This is a genomic window from Microcoleus sp. N9_A1 (genome assembly GCF_036701795.1).
Taxonomy (GTDB): domain Bacteria; phylum Cyanobacteriota; class Cyanobacteriia; order Cyanobacteriales; family Microcoleaceae; genus Microcoleus.
Map to the genome: position 1 here is coordinate 38540 of NZ_JAUBRI010000034.1, position 20947 is coordinate 59486.

Consider the following 20947-nt stretch of genomic DNA (forward strand, 5'->3'; position numbering starts at 1 on the left):
GTCTGCACTACGAACCGTCTTTTTGACACCAGTGTTAAAAACAGTCAGCGTGTCACTCCTCCTTCAACTGCATCCTGCTGAACAGAAGGTGAGGAATTTTGGGGCGGTTTTTTCAGAACTGTTTTTAACTGGACAATTGGTTGAGTTGCAGCTGCAGTTTTAGTAATATAGCGATCGGGCTTAATTTGCCATTTTGTTTGCAAATAATTGCGAACCGCCACCGATCGCCCGATCGCCGGCGCCCCAGCTTCCGAGGGCGCTTGACCGGAACTCATTTCAATCTGCAATTTAGGATTTTGCTGTACCGTCTTACCCAGTCGATCGAGCAATTGAACTTGATTTGCCGCAATTTGAGCTTGATTTAACGCAAAAGTAACCGTTCCAGCAACCGGCGCAATCCGATTGAAATTGACCTGGGCTGTAGGGTAATTTAATTGACTGCGGATATCATCCACCAGCAGCGCTTGTCCGTCGCGATCGAGATCCCGCGCACTAAAGTAAGCAATCTGAATCCTTAACGGCGTCAGCGGGCTAGTAATCGCCTGATAACTCATCAATTGAGCCGGTAGGGGCAAAATCAGGGAGTCGAGGGCAGACTCCACAGCCGTCAAAAAACTCGATTGCAATTCCGCAACCGTGGGGGGAGGCTCCGGCTTGATTGTTGTTTCAGAAACCTTTGTTGGTAACAGCTCGTTAGAAGCTATGGGAATTTGAATCAAATTCAGAGCAATTGACTCCAACGGCCTCCCAAGTTTCGCTGACAGCAATTGCTTGTATTGCTCTCGTTCCGCTTCTGTGTAAACCTTGCTAGTAACTACCTGAAGTTGAGCGACTAATTTACGCTTTTGTTGTCGAAACGAAAGTTGACTGATGTACGATCGCACCTTACCATCAGGAAAGTTACCAAAGTTTTTTTGCCAGATTTCTGTAGTGCTATTACGCAGTTGATTTTCTTGCTGCTTGCGAGAAATTTCTTCGCTAAGTTGATTGTAAGATTGATACAGAGGAATCGAAGTCAATGAAATAGTCATCAAAATCAGCAGCAGGCGACTTGGCAAACTACCGATGCGCTTCAATCGTTCCGACGCCGGAATTCGAGCGACCAACGACTGCATCCAAATGCTTTCTCCATTGCTTTCCCGCCACAAACGCACCCGCTCGCGCACGGGAAAGCTATCAATGTGCAGAACCAAAAACACCAGCATCGCCATAAACGTAATAGCGACTAAGTTGGTAAAAAACAGCAGCCCTCCCCCCCGCGCCACCGCCAACCCGCTTCCAGGACTCACACTCACCGCCGTTGCAATACCATAACCCACAACACAAAGCGGCGGCATCAGCGCCACTGCGATCGAAACCCCCGGAATAGACGTAACAACCCCCTTAGCCTCCTTGCAAATAGCCACCGCCCCCACAGCCCCAGAAAACAGCGCAATCACTAAATCCAGCAAATTTGGCTGAGTTCTCGCCAGAATTTCGTCGGTCATTTCCTGAAATGGCAAAATCAATACCAACACCACCGCAAAGGAAATAGCCAGCGTGCAGCTCAAAATTAAATTAACGAGGGCCCGCAGCGCCAAAATCGCATCCCCAGCAGCCAAAGCCAGCCCGTTTGCCAAAATACTCCCCATTAAAGGTGAAATCAGCATCGCGCCAATGATGACGGCCGGACTATTCAACACCAATCCCAGGGTAGCTATCCCAGCAGAAAATAAAACTTGAATCCAATAACTGGCATCTGTCAGAGTCACCGACTGAGCAAGGTCCAAATAGACTTGTTCTTTGCGAAGGGTGCTCACCCCTAAATTCTGAGCAAACCAGCGTCTCAACCGAAGGAACTGCGCTAATATCTTTAGGCGCTGCATTACATATCCTGAGAAACAATAAATATTTTTTACCAACCTAGTGTAGTGCATTGATGCCTATCTTTGTGGTGGCAGCATCAATAAGAGGCAGTTTGTGTAGCTTGGGTTGAGAGGAACTGAGATATTCCACCATTGTCAATAAACTTATAAAAACCGCGAATAAAACCAAAAATCTAAGTTTTTATCCTAGATTTTTAATCCTATTCCCAGTTTTTGTTTGTTGTGCAAGATGTCAGGAGGAACGAACCCTACGTTTCACTTTGCCCAACAATCTCATCAATCAGAAATCTTGCACCAATGTCAGAAACCGGGTTTTTTACTTCAATATTTCGTTTTCACTCACAGATTAGGTCAAAAACCCGGTTTCTTTGGTCTCAAATGTGTAAAGCACTAATTAGCTGAACCGATAATTAAACCCGATCGCGCCGGCAGACTCAATTCTAACTGCCGAGTTTCCCCTTCACCTTTCCAAACAAATTCGCCTTTACCGAACAGCAATTTCTCGTGAGGAGATTTCAAACTGGGAGTCTCAAAACTTACCTTTACCTCTTGAGTTGCCACATTCACAGCCACAATTATTTCCTCATCCTCCAAAATTCGAGCAAAAACGTAAACCGTGCCTTCAGCAAACAGAATTTGGTAAGTCCCAGTGCGGAGGGCGGCGTATTTGTGGCGCAAAGCTATCAACTGCTTGTGATAGTCTAAAACATCAAGTTCCCAGTGAGCATTTAAGGGAAAACTGCGGCGAGAATCAGGATCTAGAGCACCGGGTAAACCAACTTCATCACCGTAATAAATGCTGGGAGCTCCGGGATAAGTTAACAGCAGCAAAGTCGCAATTTCTACACTAGCTCGATCGTCTCCAGAAATTGACAGCAACCTCGCAGTATCGTGACTGGCCAACAAATTTAGTTGAGTTAGCTGTATTTCCCAGGGATATAATTCCAAAACTTCCTGAATCTTCTCCCCGTACTGCTTGGCAAACAGCGCCGGATAGGGGTAATAAGAGCGACCTTCTAATTGGTTCATATCTACCCGATCGCCCGCGGCAAAAGCAATAGTCGGGGCCGCAAACAGATAATTCATCACTCCGTCAAATTGACTGCCGTCGAGCCATTCTCTGGCATCTTCCCAAACTTCGCCGACAATGTAAGCTTCAGGATTAACCGCTTTCACTCTGTCTCGAAATTCCTGCCAAAATCCCTCTGTTTTAATTTCAAAAGGAACGTCCAGCCGCCAGCCGTCAACGCCGAATTTAATCCAATATTCGGCGATTTCCATAATGTACTCTCGCACTTCTGGATTGTTGTGATTGAATACAGGCAGCGCTCGATTGCCGTCCCAACCGAGATAATTAGCTGGAAAATTGCCGTCGTAGGCGGATAGCGGCCAGCCTTCAATTTGAAACCAATCGAGCCAAGGAGAATGGGGGCCGTTTTCCAGAATGTCGTGAAAGAAGAAAAAGCCGCGGCTGGCGTGGTTGAATACGCCGTCGAGGACGATTTTGATGTTGCGATCGTGGGCGGCGTCTAGAAGCTCTTTAAATGCTGGATTCCCGCCCAACATTGGATCGACTTGATAGTAGTCGTGGGTGTGGTAGCGGTGATTGCTGGCCGACTGAAATATGGGGGTGAAGTAAATTGCGTTAATGCCTAAGTCTTGCAAGTAGTCTAGCTGTTCCATCACGCCCCACAAGTCGCCGCCTTTGTAGCCTTGCAGGGTGGGAATTTCGTGCCATTCTTCCCACATGAAGTTTTGCAGCAGGCGTTTGCGAGGCTGTTTGCTTTTGGCGAAGCGATCGGGGAATATTTGGTAGAATACCGCGTGTTTAACCCAGTCCGGCGTTTGAATTTGCATACACTTTTTCTAGCTTTTACGGCTTACGCTACAGTAGCAGAGGTTTCTAGGGGATCTAACTTTTGGTAGAGAATAGACATTTTATCCCATTTTATCGATCGACAAATTGTAAAATTTTACACAAATTGGCAGTCAATCTAAGATTGAAAACTGACTCTACCTCGAAATTTATCGTCCCGACGAGTGGCGCTTCCTGAGTGCTGTGGAGTCGAACAAACTCAGATAACAGCAACGCCCGAAAAAAGAACCGGCTTAAATTCAAGCATAACCAGAGCGCACCTTGGGCCCATACAGAGGGTCAGCGGGCGTGGCGGTGCATCGCGACCTGCCTTGAAAAAGAACAACAGCGCCATGAACCTCGATCGAGAAATTGTGAAAACGGGGAATTTAGCCAAAAAACTTGTTATTAACAGCCAAAACCCCGAACCTTATTCTTTCCTTAAACTGCCTTTATTTATTGAAGGGTATTTTAACTCACAACTCAAAACTTTTTTAAATATCCATTATGGATGGATGGGTATTTTAACTCACAACTCAAAACTCCTAACTCCAGCCCCGGAAACAGTCCAACTCCCCTAAACCGGATTTTTTAACTCTTATTGAGGGTTTGAAGAAGTATTTGGATTAAACAACCCGGTTTCTGTGTAAGCGACTCAACTCATAACTCAAAACTCAAAACTTTCTTGCTCCCCCCCTTGTCAAGAAGCCCTCACCATCGGACACTGTACTTGGAGAGTTAATCGACCCTAGGGAGAAAGTTCCTTGAAAAAAGTCTTAGCCATCATCCTCGGTGGCGGTGTAGGCACCCGCCTTTACCCCCTAACCAAACTGCGAGCCAAACCCGCAGTTCCCCTCGCAGGCAAATATCGCCTCATCGATATTCCTGTCAGCAACTGCATCAACTCGGAAATAGTCAAAATTTACGTCCTCACGCAATTCAACTCGGCATCCCTCAACCGTCACATCTCTCGGACATACCAGTTTTCCGGCTTCACCGAGGGATTTGTCGAGGTGCTCGCCGCCCAGCAAACTCAGGAAAACCCCAACTGGTTTCAAGGGACAGCCGACGCAGTTCGCCAATATCTCTCGCTGCTAGAACAGTGGGACGTTGACGAATACTTGATTCTTTCGGGCGACCACCTGTACCGCATGGACTACCAGAAGTTTGTGCACAGACACCGCGAAACCAACGCCGATATCACCCTCTCGGTTTTGCCAATGGACGAGAAGCGGGCCTCGGATTTTGGTTTGATGAAAATCGACGACACCGGCCGCATTGTTTCTTTCAGCGAAAAGCCAAAAGGCGATGCGCTCAAACAAATGCAGGTGGATACTACTAAACTGGGACTGACAGCGCAGCAGGCTCAGGAAAGTCCTTACATTGCTTCGATGGGGATTTACGTCTTCAAAAGAGAAGTTCTGATTAAACTCCTGAAAGAATCTCCAAACCAAACTGATTTTGGTAAAGAGATAATTCCCAATTCTTCAAAAGAACACAACGTTCAAGCTTATTTGTTTGACGATTACTGGGAAGATATCGGAACCATTGAGGCTTTTTACGACGCTAACATGGCTCTGACAAAACAGCCTCAGCCGCCTTTCAGTTTCTACGATGAAAATGCGCCGATTTACACTCGCCCGCGTTTCTTGCCGCCGACTAAGCTTTTAGATACTCACGTGACTGAATCGATTATTGCTGAAGGCTGCATTCTCAAACAGTGCCGGATCGACCATTCTGTGCTGGGAGTTCGATCGCGCATTGAAGCTGGATGTACGATTCAAGACACTCTGGTCATGGGTGCTGACTTCTACGAGCCCGACGCCGAACGGCATTCGAGTTTGGACAGCGGTGGCGTCGCCCTCGGTATCGGTGCAGATACTACAATTCGCCGCGCAATTGTGGATAAAAATGCCCGCATCGGCCGCAATGTTCAAATAATTAATAAAGACCGAGTGGAAGAAGCCAACCGCGAAAACCAAGGTTTTTACATCCGCAGCGGCATTATCGTAGTTCTGAAAAATGCCACGATTCCTGATGGAACTATCATTTAGTTATTAGTCATTAGTCATTAGTCGTCAGTCATTAGTTTTTTAAGTTAAAATCTGTTACCTCTCAGCAAGTGACTGATGATAAATAAATAAATTAGTGACAGATAACCAATGGCCGATGACTGATGACTGATGACTGATGACGAAATTCATTCTTTTTTTGTTGATTATTAATTCCCACCGCTGATGCGAGGTTGTCGAAATACTTGGCTTTATTAAAAGGCTCGCGCATTATTAATAAGCGACAGTCTCTGTTACTGTCTGCCGTGATACAGATATGTCCGATCGCCTGCGTCTGGCGAATAGCTTCTGATTCTTGTATTTGCGCTGGTAGCACGACTGACAAATGCGCTGCCCGTTTCTGAGTACAACAGAACTCTCGGAACTATCTTTCCAATCGTCGCAGCAGCCGCAAGGCCAACTTAGCAAATAATTCATAATGTTAGCACCCTCGTAGCGTTAAAATCTTATCGCTCTACTATCCTATCTTAATGTTTTATAAAAGTGTGTGATGTAGCTAACAGACAGGGGAGAAATTATGTTATATTACTTGGATTTAAATCTATTCAGAGGTAGTAAAAATAAAATTTTATAGCACGGGTGTGGGGTCAATAAAAAATATCTAGAAATTTTGTGGAAGAACGGCGCAATTTAGGGTATTATATAGTCACAATTTAGACACCAGATTGGATCTAACTTGCTGATGAAAACCTGCTAAGATTTGGATTGGGTGATAAATCTCATATCGAGAAGTTCGTAGGCGTAAGCCGGGGCGTAGCCATCGCACCGCGCCCCGGAACAAAAGACCAAAAAAAGATCGATCGTCCGCGCCAGCCAACCCTCCTAGCCTCGCGCCCGCAACAGCAGCAGCTTTCCCCGCCTCACCTCAATCGGGCTGCGACCTCCCGAAAGCCCTTTGCCTCATAACTCCCCAAAAGTTTTCGCCGCAGGAGTTTCACCGTCTCAAAGCTCACTATAGCAACGGCCTATAGGGTAAGGACGTTCCTTAATTGATGAAAGCATTGTTTTTGCTGTCGAATGCCAAAAGCATTTCTAGAGGCGGCTGATCCAGCTCCCTTCAGCACGAGAGAGCCGAATGCTATAAAATCTTAAACAGCAGCGGAGTGCGGAAATTGCGATCGAACGCCAAGCAACAACCGAACTCGATCGAGTCCAAACCTTTGATAACCTATAATTTGAATGAGATGCCGCAGGCACTTCGGCTCCTGGCATTGTACTAATGCGCCATCCTGCGGCTAATTTGGGATTTATTCTTTCTAACAACTAACAACTAACAAATAACAACTAATAAAGAGGGGATTGCTTAATGGCTGCAACAGATTTTAAAGACTATTACGCTATTTTGGGACTCAACAAAACTGCCAGTTCTGACGAAATTAAAAAAACTTTCCGCAAACTAGCCCGCAAATATCACCCGGACATGAACCCCGGCAACAAAGAAGCCGAAGCTCGTTTTAAAGAAGTCAACGAAGCTTACGAAGTGCTCTCAGACCCTGAAAAACGCAAAAAATACGACCAATACGGTCAATACTGGAAGCAAGCTGCCACAACTCCAGGCGGATGGCCAGGCGGGGGCAGTACGAATGTAGACTTTGGCGGGGTTGACTTCAGCGAGTACGGCAGTTTTGACGAATTTATCAATGCCTTGCTAGGCCGCGCAGGTAGTAGTCCGGGTAATGCCCGTAACGCCAAGTGGAATTACAGCAACTACCGCACCAGCGGCGGGCCCACAGGTTTTGGCGGATTTGAAGATTTCGCGGGGTACGAAAACCGCACCGCAGGAAGCTCTCTAGACACCGAGGTCGCCATTTCCCTGACTCTGGGGGAAGCATTTCGGGGAACTTCTAAGCGAGTCGCCACGGGCGAAGTTTCGATTCCAGCAGGAGTAAAAACCGGCAGTAAAATTCGGGTAAAAGGCAAAGGTCAAGTTGACCCGTACACCAAGCAGCAGGGAGATTTGTACTTAAAGTTAGAAGTTTTACCCCACGCTTTTTTCCAGTTTGAGGGAGAGAATTTGGTCTGCGAAGTGCCGATAACTCCCGACGAAGCGGTGTTGGGAGCTTCAATTGAACTGCCGGCGCCTGAAGGTATGATCACTGTGAAATTTCCAGCCGGGATTCGTTCGGGTCAGTCTTTGCGGTTGCGGGGCAAAGGATGGCCGAAACCCAAGAAAAACGAGCGGACTGATTTGTTGGTAAAAATTGCGATTGTCCCGCCGAAAGAAATTAGCACTGTAGAACGCGAATGCTATGAAAAAATCCAGGCTAGTCGCACTTTTAATCCCCGGAGCAATTTAAACCAAGCGCTACTTTGAAAAAACTTGCATTGCCTGTCTCAAACAAAATTAGGAAGAGGAGCGAATCATCCCTTGGGTTTAGGCGGGTTTACAAATATCCTGGCTCTGAACTCATCGATATTGGTGAACCCGCGCCCGAGCAGATTTAGGTTGATCAACCTATTCATAGTTGAGCATTCCACTTTCTCAAGACTCTTCGCTAGTTTTTAGCTGACTGGGTTGGCGACCTTGCTTGATGTTGATGCTAATGTTTTTAGCTCCTTTCTTTTCCAAGTCTGTAATGTAGGCGTTAGTGTTATTAGAAGCTTCATCCTTGCTGTCGTAGGGGCCAAAGTAATAGGTGTGCTTGGGCGAATCTGTGTCAACTTCCACCCACCACTCGCGACCTCTACCGCTGGCCATCGGTGCAGTCAGTATCGAAACCGCCGCCAGGAACATACCGAACATATAAACTTCAAACATAATTCACCTCTGCAACAAGTTAAGTAGTGTTTACTGTTCTCAACTTATCCGGGCAAATAACTCGATCGGCTCATCCTCAGTGCTGATTTGACGCAGGTAATTTTTGAGAGTTTGTGCTGTCTAAAATCAGCATTTCGGTGGAGAAGAGTTTTAGGCTGGGTGGCTGTAAGTCACTGCTAGACATACAAAGTCCGCAAGGCAACGACTAGAAAAAGAGCCTTTTTATCTTATTGTTGAGATTTGAGTTAACTCAAAATCATTACGTCGCTACACTTTCTGAGACTTCCTCTTCGCAAATGGTCAGATGCGAAGGCTGACACCGTTTAATGCGGATGCTAAGCCTTTTGGCTCCCTCGCTTTCCAAGTCTTCTATGTAGCCTGGAGTATTGCTGGAAGCTTCTTTGTCGGTGTCAAAGGGGCCAAAATAGTAGGTACAGTGGGGCAAATCGGTGACAATTTCTACCCACCATTTCTCAGCTCGGCGGTGGCTGGGCCCCGCAAGCACGGACAAGACTGCGACGTAGATACAAAATAAATAAAATCCGAGCATCTTGATTCTTGAGGGGTGATTTAATTTATTATTTAAATCTATCAAAATAATTTGCCAGCCCGAATCAACCTCAGTGCTGATTTTGGGTCGATCGACTTTAGATGCGAGATTTTAGATCTTAGATTTTTTCTCCCATCTAAAATCTAAAGCAAAACCCGCCGGTGCGGGTTGTTTGCTAACTGAAAAATGCTCTTTTTCTAAACTAGATGGCTGGGCAAACCTCAGCAGGCTGAGGCTTAACGCTTGCCTTTGGGGAACTGTTCTATGCCAGCCCAACCGTAAAACACTAGCTCGTCGTTTTGAACTCGGCAGCGGTCTACTCGCAGTTGAGTGCCTTCTAAGGCAAATTTGTCTAAGTCTAGCAAGTTATTTACGTGGGCAATTATAGCTTGACCCAAGTCTACTGCTTGCTGGTCGCCTCCGTATGTAACGCTGACAAATTGGATTTTGCGTCGGTCTTCTACTTGCAATTGAGCTGTAATATCTATGTTGACTGGTTCGCTGGCATCGCCTACGGCAATTTCGGACTGAAGCCGAATTGATTTGTCTGTTCCGAAGCTGACTTCTGTGTTTTGAAAGTGCAGAGATTGCTCTTGATATTTCAGCTTCTGGAGTTTTTCAACTACAAAAGGTGTGTTGAATGAGGTGGTTAAATCCGATCGACTTAAGACTACTCGCATATTTGCCTGGGTAGGCTGCCGCAATTTCACGCTTCCTGCAAAAATCGCCCCAAAATCAATGGAGAGTGCTTGCAGGTAGAGTTCCATCACTTCTATGCGAAGGCCGTTGTACATCAACATACCTTTGCCAATGAAGTCGAAACCGTCGATGCTTCCCTGTAATAGTTTGGCTACTGGTTCGACTCGGATGTTGGCTTCGGCCTTTTCCGAACTTTTGAATAAGGCCGCGATCGCAGCTCCTGCTACTTTGCTGACAAGGCGATCGCCACTTTGACCTTGAAAGGATGTACCGCTGAACAAAGCTGCTACCATTTATGCGTTTGCTGATCTACAGTCGCCATTATAACCTCCCATTAAGAAATGTTAAAATAGCTTGTGCTTATTCACTTTATAAGCAGAAGCTATTTTTGGTCTGCCTAGAAAGGAAGATTTTTGAAATTTAAGGACTCAGGGGGGTGCCTTGGAGACAGGCGCGATCGAGCAACGCTCCATCCCAAACGGTTTGTTCGATCGCAGCACAGAGCAAATTAGCCCCCGTCAGGTTAGCGCCGCGCAGTACGGCTCCATTCAAGATGGCTTCTTCCAAGTCAGCGCCGGACAAATCAGCACCGGACAAATTAGCATGGCTCAAATCGGCGGATTGCAAAATTGCCCTAGCCAAAGCTGCGCCCCGCAAATCGGCACCGCGCAAATCGACACCGCTCAAATCCAAATTGCCGATAGAAGCGCCTGTCAAAAAAGCACCCCCAAAACTTGCCTCGCGCACTAAAGCATTAGCAAAGGAAGCTCCGCGCAAATCGGCATTCCGAAAATCTGCGCCCCGCAAATCTGCACCGCTCAAGTCAGCGCCGCGGAGGTTTGCTCGCAGTACCGCCCGCTGCAAGTTAGCGCCGGCGAGATTAGCTCCTGCTAAGTTGGCTTGAGACAAGTCAGCACCGGCGAGTTCGGCTCCCGCTAAGTCTGTGCCGGCTAAATCTCTGCCGGCCAACATGAGAATTTTGCCTTTGCGTATGGCTTCGAGGTCGTTAGTCATTAGTCAGTTGTCAGTTGTGGGTTGTCAGTTGTTGGTTAACAGTCAACAGTCAACAGTCAACAGTCAACAGTCAACAGTCAACAATCCAGTGATTTTATAATGCCGGAGCGGCGGCGGTCGTTCGATCGCCCGATTCTTCCAACCAGACATTCGGCAATTGGCTGGGGCGGCTCGGTAACTCCATCAAACCCATTTCTGCGAGTCTGACGACGTTACTGAGAGTTTCTACCAAAGCCGGATCGAAGCGAGTACCCGACTGTTCGCGGCACTGTTCCAAAGCTGCGCTCAAACTCAAGGCCGGACGATCGCCCCGCGGTTGAGTCAATTCTTGAAAATAAGCGACCAACCCCAAAATCCGCGCAGCAATCGGTATCTCTTCGCCTCGCAAACCCTCTGGTCTGCCGCTGCCGTCCCAATATTCGAGTTTGTGCTTGACAATTTCCGCTACAGGTGCTATTTCCGGCATGGCTTGCAGCAGTTGGGAACCGATGAAACTGCGATCGCGCCAAAATGATAGAGTTGCTTGGTCGAAGGTGTCGGGAGTGCGATCGAATACTTCATTTGGGGCCGAAACCAAGCCGACTCGAAACAGCAATCCGGCCAGCCGCAGCCGGCGCAACTGCAAAGCGGGCAAATCCAGCAGTTGACCTAAAGTTTCTGACAGCGCCGCTACCTGCAAAGAAGCTGCGGGATTTGATAGATCGCGTTCGTCCACGCGCTGGGCCATCCGCAGAAAAGCTTGCAGTTTGTTTGCGTTCAAATTGCGGCTGACGCGCAAAGCTTGACCTTCCAATTCCCACAAATCGCGGGTTTGGCGGTTAATTGCTACCATTTGCTGCTGAGAAGTTTGCAGGTAAGTGACGATCCGCGATACTACGCCGCTAATGTCTGCTAAGGGCGGGCCTTTGGTTGCCAAAATGGAGTGGTAAATTTCCTGCAAACTGTCGGCTAGGGAAGAATTATAATGTCGTGTTTGTTCTATAAAAATTTCTGCCGCAGCCGACACTAAAGACTGGTCAAACGACCACAAACCGTAGAATTTTCGCTCTGTATCAACTTCTGGCTTGCCCTCTGGCAAATATTCTTCGGTGGAAAGTTCGCGACAAAGCACCATTGCTTTATATGTCGGGGCGAGGATGATTAAATTCCATTCTTGGATGATGGGATCGATCTCATCGAGTTCTATTAAAGATACATTTTCTAATTGACCTGTTTTGTGGGTAGCGAAACCGCTATCGGCTACTGCACCGATGACGACGCGCCGCGAGGCATTAGCAATATCCAGGTAGCGATCGGCTTCTTGCAAATACCATTTTCCCTGCTGAAATGTCACCAATACCAGTGGTTTGAGTGCGAGATCGTCCTCCCCCCCGCTGGTTTGCAAGATGTGGTCTTCTAGGGCGTGACACAGGGCTACTAGGGTGTTTTTGAAGTAAACCCCGTAGCTAGAAGGCAGTTTTCCGTCGGGAAGTGTAGCTTGTAGTCTGGCGAGAGTTGATTCTGGATTCATTGCAAAAGGCGGTGCCGGCTCTTATTTATTGTAGCGGGCGATCGAGCTTTTTTGGCATTTTTTCTCGTTTCTAGGCTCTAAGCTGGCGCGCATCTAATTTTAACAATCTTGTTTTTCTAAACTTTTGTGGGTGGGATTTGAGTAGCGCCCGAAAAGTTAAACTTAAACTGGCAACTTCAGAAAACCGGTTTCTTGCGTGATTGTTCGTTACCAAACGCAAAACTCGTAGAAACCGGGTTTCTAGCTACATATCGGTCAGCAATGAAACTGTCGCTACGTATTGTTTAAAAAAACTTTGTTTTACTTACCTTTGGAATCAGAAACATCAGCAATCAAATCGTCTTTGTCAACTTTCGGTACAAAATCAGGCCGTTCTTTGGATTCCCAACCGGGCGGACGCTTGGAGTTGTACCACGCAATGGAGCCGATACTAACCGCAGCTACAAATCCCACACCAAGAACTGAGATGGGAATAATTAGGTTGTGTTCTACCATTATGTTGAAATCCTTATTTACTCTACTTCCATAGTATTTTATGTGCTATTGGCGATCGCGCAATATATCTGAAGGCTGAAAAAGTGAGTGCATTGCAGCCATAATACTTAGATATGGGAATTTGGGGGCTGATTTTATGTCGCTGTTGACAATGGCATTGCTGTTAGCCGCCAGTTTTGCCCTCGGTGCTTTGCCGCTTACTACCTGGGCGGTGCGACTGTTGGGCGGCGGTGATTTGAGGCGGTTGGGTACGGGGAATGTTGGCGTGTCGGCTGCTTTCATTCACGGCGGGAAATTGGCGGGGATTGCTGCGGTGTTGGCGGAAATTGCTAGGGGTATTTTACCGGTTTTGGCGGGCAGATTTTGCTTCCCGGATGCACCGCAAATTGCGATCGCCCTGTTGATTTCTCTAGTCGCGGGCAGATATGCGATCGCCGGAGGTGGAGGTGTCACTAATGCCGTTTGGGGTCTTTTGGTATTTTCGCCGGCGGTGGCTTTCTCGTCGGGCATTTGGGGGCTGCTGGTGTGGGGTTTGGCACGGCGATGGTGGCAAAAGGGCGATCGGGCGAGACTGTTTGCTTCCCGCTGCGGCTGTCTGTGCACTCCTCTCTGGGTTTGGGTGTGGCGGCAATCAATGCCGGAATTTTTAGCAGCAGCAGGATTGGGAGTTTTATTAGCAGCAATTAATCTCAGTCAGGGTGATGATATGGCTTTATCTAAATCGGAACAATTGTTTTCTCTCGATGACTCCTTGGATTCTGCAATCTGCGGCGATAAAGCTGCTAAGTTGTCTCAACTGAAACGCGCTGGTTTTAATGTTCCTTCGGGCTGGATTTTGCCATCTTTGAAGGAAGAACGCAGTTCGGCAGCGGATTTTGTAGCGGATGTAGCGGATGTAAGAAAGAGGGAAGAGGGCAGTTCGGCAGCGGATTTTGTAGCGGATGTAACGGATGTTAAGAATAGGAAAATAGGCCGAGGAAATAATCGGAAGTGCGATGGCCCTTCAATCAGTAATTCTGTCATCCAAAACCTCAAAGCAAAAATCCCCAACCGCATAATTGTGCGCTCTTCTGCTGCGGGAGAAGATGGCGATTTGAGTTCCGCCGCCGGACAATATCAAACCATCGGGCCTGTTTTGACAGAAGCAGAATTGCTCGACGGCATTAATTTCTGCCGCCAGTCTTATTGGACTTCCGAAGCTGTGGCTTACCGCCGCCAGCGACAACTCCCCGATACTCAAATGGCTGTCTTAATTCAGCCTTACATTGAAGGCGAGATTGCCGGAGTTATGTTCAGCCGCAATCCTTTAGATGGCGGTTCCCAAATTATTATTGAAGCTTTGCCGGTAGGTGCTGAATCTGTTGTTGGCGGGCAAGTTACTCCGGTTCATTTGGAAGTTGATTTTAGCCAACCTGAAACTTTAGAACAAAATTTAAGCGAACTGGAAATTAGTTCATTTATTAACAAAAAAAATATAGCAGAATTAGTCAAACAAGCGCAAGCTATCGAAGCTTTTTTTCACGGCATCCCGCAGGATATTGAGTGGAGTTGGGATGGGGAAAAAGTTTGGATTTTGCAAAGCCGCCCGATTACCAATTTGCAGCCGTTTTGGACGCGGACTATTGCGGCAGAAGTGATTCCCGGTGCAATTCGCCCGCTAACTTGGTCGATTAATCGGCCGCTGACTTGCGGGGTTTGGGGAGAGATTTTTCGGGTGGTTTTGGGCGATCGCGCTGCTAATCTAAATTTTAATGAAACAGCAACTTTGCTTGGTTCCCATGCCTATTTTAACGCGACTTTGTTGGGCGAAATTTTTCGGATGATGGGATTGCCGGAGCAGGGTTTGGAATTTTTGCTGAGAGGGCAGAAGATGGGTAAACCGCCTTTGGGGAAGATTTTGCCTTCTTTGCCCGGTTTGTGGCGTTTGGTGCAGCGGGAGAGGGCGCTAAATGCAGATTTTGAGGGCGATCGCACTTCTATTTTCCTGCCCGCACTGCAAAGTCTTTTGAAGGAAGAAGGAAGAAGGAAGAAGGAAGAAGGAAGAGGGAAGAAGGAAGAGGGAGAGGAATTGGGAAATCCCAATTATCAGTATTTGTCGGAGTTGTTGGAGAGATCCGAAAAAATTCAGGAGTGGTTGAAGCCGATTACTTACTACAATATATTAGGGCCGATCGGGCTGGCAATTCGCAAATCAATTTTTCGCGTTGACGATGAATGGCTAGACAATGATACTGCTCCTGAAATCGCTTCGGTGCGAGCTTTACAGCAGTTGGCTGAAAAATTTCGAACAACTGCTATTTTGCAATTGGGCGAAACTGTTTCAACCGCACAGTTAGCACAATTTTTTGCTGAAAATTCGGTTTTACAAGCAAACTTTGAACAGTGGCTTAATACTTACGGATATTTGAGCGAGGTGGGAACGGATATTGCTGTTCCTACTTGGCGGGAACAGCCGGAATTTTACCGAAAGTTGCTGTTAACTCTGGCTCAAAAACCTGCTGTTGCTAATTTGGCAGCAACGGGTAAATTAAGCTTGACTTTTGCTCAAAAATGGCGCTTAAATAAATGTCAGGAGCGAGCTATAGTTAAAAGCCAAATTAGCGAAGTTTACGCTCGTTTGTTGGCTCACCTACGCTGGACTTTTTTGGAGATTGAAGCTTGCGGATTGGATATGCAAGTATTTAAGGAACCGGGGGATATTTTTTATCTGGAATTTGGGGAGATTCAGCAGTGGATTCGCAGCGCTGCAAATGTTTGTTTTCAAGATACGATTAGCCAAAGGCGCGATCGCCTGTTAGCCGATCGCGATCGCCCGATTCCCCCTGTAGTCTACGGCAATTTGCTGCCAAATTCTTCCAAAAGGTCGATCGACCTCGCAACATCAACAACCGCTATCATGCAGGGAATCCCCGCCAGTATCGGCTGCGTCGAAGGCTTTGTGAAGATTTGCCGGAGTGTTACCACAGAATTAGGCGAAAATGCGATCGCAGTAGTTCCTTACACCGATGCAGGTTGGGCACCGATGCTATTAGGAGCAACAGCCATTATCGCCGAAGTTGGCGGTCAACTATCTCACGGAGCAATCATCGCTCGCGAGTACAAAATTCCCGCAGTTATGAATATTGCTGAAGCTACAACTCGCTTGCGAGACGGTCAAAAAGTGCGAGTAGACGGGTATCTCGGCACTGTAGAACTTCTCGAATAAACGGAAAGAAAAATGTAAAAACTTGTTTGTAGGTAGGGACACGGCAGTGCCGTGTCCCTACGGCTTCATAAATAAGGACACGGCAGTGCCGTGTCCCTACGGCTTCATAAATGTGGAATCTGCTGTATCTCCGAGTCCTACTTTCTTAGACTAATAAATTCTGGACAACATAGTTCCCCACATTTCTACCCGCACTCAAACCATTTACGTTAGCACTCATGAAATGAATGCCTCCGTAAATGCGGCTCATGCCCGATTCGTCGGCCGCTTCACTAAAGTTTTCATAGGTTCGCAAACTGTTGACAGATTTGTCTCCCCGATCGGCAAAGCCGTAATCCGAACCAAATACAGAACTCATAACAGGATCTGCTGCACCGCTAAAGGTGCTGTGGCCCGACGTGTACTCAGGGAAGGGCGGAGTAGTTAGCAGCGGAGTCCACAAGGGGTCGGCTGTCGTGTCGGGGTTGTTGTCCGTGTCAGCTTGGCGGATAGCTGTCATCGGCCGCCACAAATTGTACTGGTACTTAGCATCCCAACAGCTAATAGCTGCATCGGCGAGGGCAAAATTTAGCAGGGCGAACAAGCGGGCGCTATCTTCTAAGGATTGGCCGGTGAGAGTCGCTGTTTCTTCGGCGATTTGGTTCCAGTGGCCCGGAGGCGTAAACGTCCCAGCGCCGTTGGCCCAGAATTTGGCGATGACTGTTTGGTCTGGGGTGCGCGTGAGGCTGTCAATTTTGCCGATTTCTTTGACGTAGTTAACTTCCTCTGCGTACTTGGCGCTGTCAAGGGCGGGCGGGCCCGCCGAGCGGAACTGAGAACCGCTAGTCATCGCAAAGGGAGTAACTTCGGCCCACTGTGGCGCCAGCGCGGCGGCAAGCGCGGGGGGAGTCGGCACCCAACTACCGGGGTCGGTTTTGGGGGTGTACTGCACTACTTTCGTGATGCCGTCTGTACTCCGCGAACTGATAATTTGGTCAGCAACTTGCTGTCCGAGGGCAATCCCGTCTTGTTTGGCTTTGCCATCGGTAATTTTAGCTAGAGACGATGCGTATGCTTCGTCAAATGTGACTGCTTGTGCTGGGTAGAGGTTGACTAAGACGCGGTGGGCGGCCGCGGCGGTGGCTGCTTCTGCTGATGTACCTGCGGGTGGGTCTATTTCCACGAGGTAAGGGGTGTATTTTTTGCTGATGGAGTTAACAGCATCGTAAATGGCTGCGTGAACCATTGCCATGTTGCGGGATGCGAGGGGAGGCGCGGTGTTGGATGTCCGCACTGCATTCAGCATGACTCCGTTCCACTCGATGACAGGGTTTGCCGATAGCTGATTTGTGAATTGGTCGCGGTTGATTGTGTTGCTGTTGACTCCCGGCAATGCTGCTAAATACTCGCCTGTGAGTTTGTCTTGAATTACGGTGCTGTTGCTGTTGGCGCCTGTGCCTTGCTGGATGTTTAAGTCGTTAAATGTCAGGCCGTCTACCAATCGAATTTTGTCATTGCCGCTGCCGAAGTCGGTGATATAATCTGCCGTGGCTACAGTTGGGCCACCGCTGCCTTTAGCAATGGCAAATACATCATCGCCTGTGCCGCCGCTCACGGTATCGCTACCGGCGCCCGCATAGATGAGATCGTTGCCGGAGTCGCCACCAATTAGGTCGCTGCCCTTGCCTCCCCAGAGGATGTCATTGTCTGCACCGCCAAGAATCGTATCGTTGCCTTGGTCGCCACAGATTTTGTCTTTGCCGACATCGCCTTCGAGATAGTCGTCTCCGCTGTTGGCATAAATTATGTCGTTGCCATCCCAGGCGTTAAATCTGTCTGGTTGGGTGGTTCCTTCGAGATAGTCAAATTCAGGACTAGGGGTCAGGGATGCCATGTTTATTTATTGGATATTTTGATTACAGTGCAAAGGTTCGTACCGTCTGTAGATGTTTAGGTGTGTTTACCCCTGATTTAATATTATTAAACTTTCTGGTGGGGATGTAAACACCCAATAGTCCGGACAGTTTTCAATCACTAACGGCAGAATCCGGGTTTCAGCCTTCTCAGTGAGGTCAAATGCTAACGGTAGAATGAGGGTTTCAGCCTCGGCCTCAAAAACTGTCCGGAGTATTGAAACACCACAACCAAGCTTTATTTAATCTTTAATATTTCACGGTCTTTTTATGAAGTTTTGCGCTTTGAATCTGCGTAAAAATACATACATTAAAACTGCATTAGATACTGCAAGGTTATTAATTGTTTATAAAAATAATTTTTAATATTTAGAGCAAGATAATTTTTACCAGCATAAAAGGCGCGGATTGTGTAACTGAGTAAGTATATATTGATTAAGCTAAGCACTTCTTAAAGCTGCGATCGGGTCGAGTTTGGAGGCTTGACGCGCCGGGACAACGCCGAAGAACAGACCTACTGTGCCGGACACGCTGACAGCAAGGGCGATCGCCACGGGAGAGATGCCAGCTTGCAAGGGCGTAAAATTACCTACTAGCAAGATACCGCCGACACCTACGCAAGTACCTACTATCCCTCCGGCAGCCGATAAAATTATAGCTTCGACGATAAATTGAAACAATATATCTTGTTGGGAAGCCCCGATCGCCTTTCTGAGCCCAATTTCTTGCGTCCTTTCGCTGACGGACACCAGCATAATATTCATAATCCCAATTCCCCCCACCAACAGCGAAATACTAGCAACAGCAGTTAACATCAGTGTCAGGGCCCCGGAAATCGAGTCCATTGTCGCCATTAAATCTTTCTGATTTCTGACCGTAAAGTCATCTTCTGTGCTAATCTTGTGCCGCAGTCTCAGCAAGTTTTCTACCTGAAATTGAGCCGCATCCATTTTCGACTCATCTTGAATAGAAATAAACAGCGAAGTGACAGCTAAACCGTAGGGAGATTTCCGCCCGACAATGCGGTTTGCCATTGTGGCGATCGGCACAACAGCCGAGTTATCATAATTCGTACCAAAAGATGTGCCTTTGGGCGCGAATACTCCAATTACTTTCATGCTGACATTTTTGACTCGCACTTGTTCGCCCAGGGGGTTAGCATTGTCAAAGAGTTTCTCGGCCAATTCTGAACCGAGAACCACAACTTGATTGTTTTGCTTAACATCGAGTTCCGTCAAAAATCGCCCTTTAGCCATTTCAAAGCTTCTGACTTCTAGAAATTCGGGAAGCGTGCCAAAAATTAGAGACGAAACATTTTTGTTACCGTAACGAACGAGTTCAGAACTGTTGAGCTCTGCGGAGACACCTTGGACGGAGGGGACTTGAGATGCGATCGCCTTACCATCTTCTACTATCAATGTTTGAGGCGCACTTGCGATCGAACTTCGCCTAGCATTTGGCACTCCTGGCCTCACGATCAATACATTTGTACCCAGGGCTTGAACTTGTCCGCTGACAAATTTTTGTGCTCCCTGTCCAATACCAATCATCGCAATTACCGAAGCGTTTCCGACAATCATCCCAATCATCGTTAAACTGCTACGAGTTTTGTTTGCTAGCAGTGTTTGGCCAGCCATTTTAACACTTTCAATAAAATTCATAAATTGGGAATTGGGAATTGGTAATTTGGAATTGGGAATTTCTTCCAATGAAAACTGTCAACTGAAAACTGACAACTGTCAACTGTCAACTGTCAACTGACTAAGCGCTTCTCAATGCCACAATCGGGTCTAATTTAGCAGCTTGTTTTGCTGGTACGATGCCGAAAAATAAGCCGATGCTGCCAGAAACGCCGACTGCAAGTGCGATCGCCACTGGAGACACACTAGCTTGCAGAGGAGTAAAAGCCGACACTAAAAAAACACCGCCGATACCGAAACCAGTGCCGATCGCACCACCAGCAGCCGACAAAATTACAGCCTCGATCATAAACTGAATGAGAATATCTTGGGGAGAAGCCCCGATCGCCTTTCGCAGTCCAATTTCCTTAGTACGTTCCGTCACAGAAACCAGCATAATATTCATAATTCCAATGCCGCCCACAAACAACGAAATCGCCGCCACAAAAGCCAGCATCAGAGTCAAAGCACCAGTTATACTGCCCAAAGTATTCATTAAATCCTTCTGATTTCGGACAGTAAAATCATCTTCTTTCGTAATATTGTGGCGCAATCGCAGCAAATTTTCAATTTGAAATTGCGCCGCCCGCATCAACTTTTCATCTTTCACAGACACAGAAATAAATGTTACCTTAGTACCGTAGGGAGACGAGCGCCCGACAATCCGATTAGCCATCGTTGTCAGCGGCAAATAAACATTCATATCTTGATTGTCGCCAAAACTCGAACCCTTTGACTGCATCACTCCAATCACTTGAAAAGTAGAATTTTTGATCCGAATATATTGACCAATCGGCTGCGTATTGCCAAACAATTGTTCAGCAGCCTCTGAACCTAAAGCAACTACATTTTCCTGTCTTTCTAAATCTAATTTGTTTAAAAATCGACCTTTAGCAACATCAAAGCTTCTGACTGTCAGAAATTCGGGAGTAGTTCCGACAATGGAAGAGGAAACGTTTTTATTGCGGTAAGTAACCAGTTGACTGTCGTTGAGAGTTGGTGCAACTTCTTGGACAGAAGCAACTTGAGAGGCGATCGCATTTGCATCTTCCAACACCAACGTCTGAGGAGGAATCACCGGGCGACTTTGGGCTTCAGGACTTCCGGGAATGATAAACAGCAAATTTGAACCCAGAGAGTTAACTTGTCCCGCAATAAACGTCTGAGCACCTTCACCGATACCGATCATCGAAATTACAGAAGCATTACCGATGATAATTCCTAACATCGTCAAGCTACTGCGTAATTTATTTGCTGTCAAAGTTGTGACGGCCATTTTGACACTTTCAATAATATCCATAATTCGATTTTAGATTTTGGATTTTAGATTTTAGATTGCAGGACTTACTCATC

The 20947-nt window shown here is 47.2% G+C and carries 16 protein-coding genes; 4 read left to right on the top strand and 12 right to left on the bottom strand.

What is annotated here, in order from left to right:
• Positions 1–44: 44 nt before the first annotated feature.
• Together QUA58_RS17045 and QUA58_RS17050 are read right to left on the bottom strand one after the other, a co-directional pair.
• On the bottom strand, positions 45–1865 hold the full coding sequence (locus QUA58_RS17045; protein ID WP_333252226.1) for a DUF389 domain-containing protein: 1821 nt from the start codon (positions 1863–1865) through the stop codon (positions 45–47).
• A 390-nt stretch (positions 1866–2255) separates the two neighbouring features.
• Positions 2256–3722 (bottom strand): alpha-amylase family glycosyl hydrolase, encoded by a 1467-nt coding sequence (locus QUA58_RS17050; RefSeq protein ID WP_333252227.1) that lies wholly within the window; start codon positions 3720–3722, stop codon positions 2256–2258.
• A gap of 330 nt (positions 3723–4052) precedes the next feature.
• Between QUA58_RS17050 and QUA58_RS17055 the strand changes: the two genes are divergently transcribed.
• Complete coding sequence (locus QUA58_RS17055; protein WP_333394981.1) at positions 4053–4301, top strand: hypothetical protein; 249 nt, start codon at positions 4053–4055, stop codon at positions 4299–4301.
• 183 nt (positions 4302–4484) lie between these two features.
• Positions 4485–5774: a glucose-1-phosphate adenylyltransferase gene (locus tag QUA58_RS17060; protein ID WP_333252229.1), complete on the top strand. Its 1290-nt coding sequence runs from the start codon at positions 4485–4487 to the stop codon at positions 5772–5774.
• Between the two features lie 231 nt (positions 5775–6005).
• Here QUA58_RS17060 and QUA58_RS17065 read toward each other — a convergent pair whose 3' ends face one another.
• Positions 6006–6209 (bottom strand): hypothetical protein, encoded by a 204-nt coding sequence (locus QUA58_RS17065; RefSeq protein ID WP_333252230.1) that lies wholly within the window; start codon positions 6207–6209, stop codon positions 6006–6008.
• An 889-nt stretch (positions 6210–7098) separates the two neighbouring features.
• Here QUA58_RS17065 and QUA58_RS17070 point away from each other — a divergent pair.
• Entirely contained in the window at positions 7099–8106 is a 1008-nt protein-coding gene (locus QUA58_RS17070) for a J domain-containing protein (protein WP_333252232.1), read from the top strand.
• Positions 8107–8274: 168 nt separating this feature from the next.
• On the opposite strand, the gene QUA58_RS17075 is transcribed toward QUA58_RS17070, so the two are convergent.
• The 6 genes from QUA58_RS17075 to psb35 form a co-directional block, all read right to left on the bottom strand.
• A complete protein-coding gene (locus QUA58_RS17075; RefSeq protein WP_333252233.1) occupies positions 8275–8550 on the bottom strand; it encodes a DUF1816 domain-containing protein in 276 nt (91 codons plus the stop codon).
• A 259-nt stretch (positions 8551–8809) separates the two neighbouring features.
• Positions 8810–9100 (bottom strand): DUF1816 domain-containing protein, encoded by a 291-nt coding sequence (locus tag QUA58_RS17080; protein WP_333252234.1) that lies wholly within the window; start codon positions 9098–9100, stop codon positions 8810–8812.
• A 236-nt stretch (positions 9101–9336) separates the two neighbouring features.
• On the bottom strand, positions 9337–10092 hold the full coding sequence (locus tag QUA58_RS17085; RefSeq protein WP_333252235.1) for a DUF2993 domain-containing protein: 756 nt from the start codon (positions 10090–10092) through the stop codon (positions 9337–9339).
• 127 nt (positions 10093–10219) lie between these two features.
• Positions 10220–10813, bottom strand: coding sequence for a pentapeptide repeat-containing protein (locus QUA58_RS17090; RefSeq protein ID WP_333252236.1), 594 nt, complete (start codon positions 10811–10813; stop codon positions 10220–10222).
• 94 nt (positions 10814–10907) lie between these two features.
• Positions 10908–12323: an HD domain-containing phosphohydrolase gene (locus tag QUA58_RS17095; RefSeq protein WP_333252237.1), complete on the bottom strand. Its 1416-nt coding sequence runs from the start codon at positions 12321–12323 to the stop codon at positions 10908–10910.
• Positions 12324–12623: 300 nt separating this feature from the next.
• Complete coding sequence (psb35, locus tag QUA58_RS17100; RefSeq protein ID WP_332973682.1) at positions 12624–12818, bottom strand: photosystem II assembly protein Psb35; 195 nt, start codon at positions 12816–12818, stop codon at positions 12624–12626.
• Positions 12819–12954: 136 nt separating this feature from the next.
• Between psb35 and QUA58_RS17105 the strand changes: the two genes are divergently transcribed.
• Complete coding sequence (locus QUA58_RS17105) at positions 12955–16023, top strand: glycerol-3-phosphate acyltransferase (RefSeq protein WP_333394982.1); 3069 nt, start codon at positions 12955–12957, stop codon at positions 16021–16023.
• 145 nt (positions 16024–16168) lie between these two features.
• Here the strand turns inward: QUA58_RS17105 and QUA58_RS17110 are convergent, their stop codons facing one another.
• The 3 genes from QUA58_RS17110 to QUA58_RS17120 form a co-directional block, all read right to left on the bottom strand.
• Complete coding sequence (locus QUA58_RS17110; RefSeq protein ID WP_333394983.1) at positions 16169–17896, bottom strand: M10 family metallopeptidase C-terminal domain-containing protein; 1728 nt, start codon at positions 17894–17896, stop codon at positions 16169–16171.
• Positions 17897–18355: 459 nt separating this feature from the next.
• A complete protein-coding gene (locus QUA58_RS17115; protein ID WP_333394984.1) occupies positions 18356–19576 on the bottom strand; it encodes an ABC transporter permease in 1221 nt (406 codons plus the stop codon).
• 100 nt (positions 19577–19676) lie between these two features.
• Positions 19677–20894, bottom strand: a complete 1218-nt coding sequence (locus tag QUA58_RS17120) for an ABC transporter permease (RefSeq protein ID WP_333394985.1) — start codon at positions 20892–20894, stop codon at positions 19677–19679.
• Positions 20895–20947 lie beyond the last annotated feature (53 nt).

Coding starts and splice junctions, on each gene's coding strand:
- QUA58_RS17045 (WP_333252226.1), bottom strand. CDS start 1,865: ATGCAGCGCCTAAAGATATTAGCGCAGTTCCTTCGGTTGAGACGCTGG.
- QUA58_RS17050 (WP_333252227.1), bottom strand. CDS start 3,722: ATGCAAATTCAAACGCCGGACTGGGTTAAACACGCGGTATTCTACCAA.
- QUA58_RS17065 (WP_333252230.1), bottom strand. CDS start 6,209: ATGAATTATTTGCTAAGTTGGCCTTGCGGCTGCTGCGACGATTGGAAA.
- QUA58_RS17070 (WP_333252232.1), top strand. CDS start 7,099: ATGGCTGCAACAGATTTTAAAGACTATTACGCTATTTTGGGACTCAAC.
- QUA58_RS17075 (WP_333252233.1), bottom strand. CDS start 8,550: ATGTTTGAAGTTTATATGTTCGGTATGTTCCTGGCGGCGGTTTCGATA.
- QUA58_RS17080 (WP_333252234.1), bottom strand. CDS start 9,100: ATGCTCGGATTTTATTTATTTTGTATCTACGTCGCAGTCTTGTCCGTG.
- QUA58_RS17085 (WP_333252235.1), bottom strand. CDS start 10,092: ATGGTAGCAGCTTTGTTCAGCGGTACATCCTTTCAAGGTCAAAGTGGC.
- QUA58_RS17090 (WP_333252236.1), bottom strand. CDS start 10,813: ATGACTAACGACCTCGAAGCCATACGCAAAGGCAAAATTCTCATGTTG.
- QUA58_RS17095 (WP_333252237.1), bottom strand. CDS start 12,323: ATGAATCCAGAATCAACTCTCGCCAGACTACAAGCTACACTTCCCGAC.
- psb35 (WP_332973682.1), bottom strand. CDS start 12,818: ATGGTAGAACACAACCTAATTATTCCCATCTCAGTTCTTGGTGTGGGA.
- QUA58_RS17105 (WP_333394982.1), top strand. CDS start 12,955: ATGTCGCTGTTGACAATGGCATTGCTGTTAGCCGCCAGTTTTGCCCTC.
- QUA58_RS17110 (WP_333394983.1), bottom strand. CDS start 17,896: ATGGCATCCCTGACCCCTAGTCCTGAATTTGACTATCTCGAAGGAACC.
- QUA58_RS17115 (WP_333394984.1), bottom strand. CDS start 19,576: ATGAATTTTATTGAAAGTGTTAAAATGGCTGGCCAAACACTGCTAGCA.
- QUA58_RS17120 (WP_333394985.1), bottom strand. CDS start 20,894: ATGGATATTATTGAAAGTGTCAAAATGGCCGTCACAACTTTGACAGCA.